Origin of the sequence: Leuconostoc lactis KCTC 3528 = DSM 20202, from assembly GCF_014651235.1 — a bacterium.
Classification (GTDB): Bacteria; Bacillota; Bacilli; order Lactobacillales; family Lactobacillaceae; genus Leuconostoc; species Leuconostoc lactis.
Genome location: NZ_BMWM01000056.1, coordinates 1 through 1331, shown reverse-complemented (window position 1 = coordinate 1331; position 1331 = coordinate 1). Strand labels below are relative to the sequence as shown.

At 52.3% G+C, this 1331-nt stretch carries 13 tRNA genes; all 13 read right to left on the bottom strand.

Going from position 1 to position 1331, the window contains the following annotated elements:
- Window positions 1-80 precede the first annotated feature (80 nt).
- The 13 genes from IE039_RS08340 to IE039_RS08280 all read right to left on the bottom strand — a co-directional run bounded on the left by IE039_RS08340 (window position 81) and on the right by IE039_RS08280 (window position 1330).
- Window positions 81-151, bottom strand: a tRNA-Gly gene (locus IE039_RS08340).
- Window positions 152-182: 31 nt separating this feature from the next.
- Window positions 183-255, bottom strand: a tRNA-Phe gene (locus tag IE039_RS08335).
- A 22-nt stretch (window positions 256-277) separates the two neighbouring features.
- Window positions 278-351, bottom strand: a tRNA-Asp gene (locus IE039_RS08330).
- A 2-nt stretch (window positions 352-353) separates the two neighbouring features.
- Window positions 354-427, bottom strand: a tRNA-Met gene (locus IE039_RS08325).
- 28 nt (window positions 428-455) lie between these two features.
- Window positions 456-545 (bottom strand) — tRNA-Ser (locus tag IE039_RS08320).
- 28 nt (window positions 546-573) lie between these two features.
- Window positions 574-647: transfer RNA gene (locus IE039_RS08315), tRNA-Ile, on the bottom strand.
- Between the two features lie 14 nt (window positions 648-661).
- Window positions 662-735, bottom strand: a tRNA-Met gene (locus tag IE039_RS08310).
- A 29-nt stretch (window positions 736-764) separates the two neighbouring features.
- A tRNA-Pro gene (locus IE039_RS08305) sits at window positions 765-838 on the bottom strand.
- Between the two features lie 66 nt (window positions 839-904).
- A tRNA-Arg gene (locus tag IE039_RS08300) sits at window positions 905-978 on the bottom strand.
- Window positions 979-983: 5 nt separating this feature from the next.
- Window positions 984-1067, bottom strand: a tRNA-Leu gene (locus tag IE039_RS08295).
- A 5-nt stretch (window positions 1068-1072) separates the two neighbouring features.
- Window positions 1073-1144: transfer RNA gene (locus IE039_RS08290), tRNA-Gly, on the bottom strand.
- A gap of 7 nt (window positions 1145-1151) precedes the next feature.
- A tRNA-Thr gene (locus IE039_RS08285) sits at window positions 1152-1224 on the bottom strand.
- Window positions 1225-1263: 39 nt separating this feature from the next.
- A tRNA-Val gene (locus IE039_RS08280) sits at window positions 1264-1330 on the bottom strand.
- Window position 1331 lies beyond the last annotated feature (1 nt).

The window sequence follows — 1331 nt, the reverse complement described above, 5'->3', positions numbered from 1 at the left end:
CTGTGACCCCTGCGTTATCAACACAGTGCTCTAACCAACTGAGCTACAGGCCCCTCTTTTATGTCTATTCCTAAACATAAAGCGAATGACGGGAATCGAACCCGCATAGCCAGCTTGGAAGGCTGGAATTCTACCATTGAACTACATTCGCAAAGCTTTCTGTCTGATACCTCTGGTATCCATGGCTCTGGACGGAATCGAACCGCCGACACTACGAGCTTCAATCGTATGCTCTACCAACTGAGCTACAGAGCCATCTTAGCACTTTCATACTAAACGGTCACAGCGGGGCTCGAACCCGCGATCTCCTGCGTGACAGGCAGGCGTCCTAACCAACTAGACCATGCGACCAATTGCGGGAGCAGGATTTGAACCTACGACCTTCGGGTTATGGGCCCGACGAGCTACCAGACTGCTCCATCCCGCGATAATATTATGTTTGGTATCTCTACCTAAGGAGAATGTGGGATTCGAACCCACGCGCCGATTTCTCGACCTGACGGTTTTCAAGACCGTTCCCTTCAGCCAGACTTGGGTAATTCTCCATCATCTGTTGCTTTTTCTTGTCCTGCATGGACCTTGTTGGACTCGAACCAACGACCGGACGGTTATGAGCCGTCTGCTCTAACCAACTGAGCTAAAGGTCCTTTTTTCGAGCCTATCGCGGCAGGGGGGATCGAACCCTCGACCTCCCGGGTATGAACCGGACGCTCTAGCCAGCTGAGCTACACCGCGATCGTCTTTGACAAATTTTGGTTTGTCAATCGGGACGACAGGATTCGAACCTGCGACCCCCTGGTCCCAAACCAGGTGCTCTACCAAGCTGAGCTACGTCCCGAAAAGTTCTACGAGAGCTTCTGCCCCTTTAAACTTAAAAAAAGAGTTTGAATTCCTTCAACCTCTATGCACCTAGCAGGAGTCGAACCTGCAACCTCCTGATTCGTAGTCAGACGCTCTATCCAATTGCGCTATAGGTGCATATATGCCGGCGACCGGGATCGAACCGGTACGATATTTCTATCGCAGGATTTTAAGTCCTGTGCGTCTGCCTATTCCGCCACGCCGGCATAGAAGCGGAAGACGGGATTCGAACCCGCGACCCCCACCATGGCAAGGTGATGTTCTACCACTGAACTACTTCCGCATGAACATGCCGACTAAAGGACTCGAACCTTCGACCCCCGCTTTACAAGAGCGGTGCTCTACCAACTGAGCTAAGTCGGCATCGCTTTATCCCGACGTGCCGGTTTTGACTTTCGTCAATGGACGCTACAGGGATCGAACCTGTGACCCCCTGCTTGTAAGGCAGGTGCTCTCCCAGCTGAGCTAAG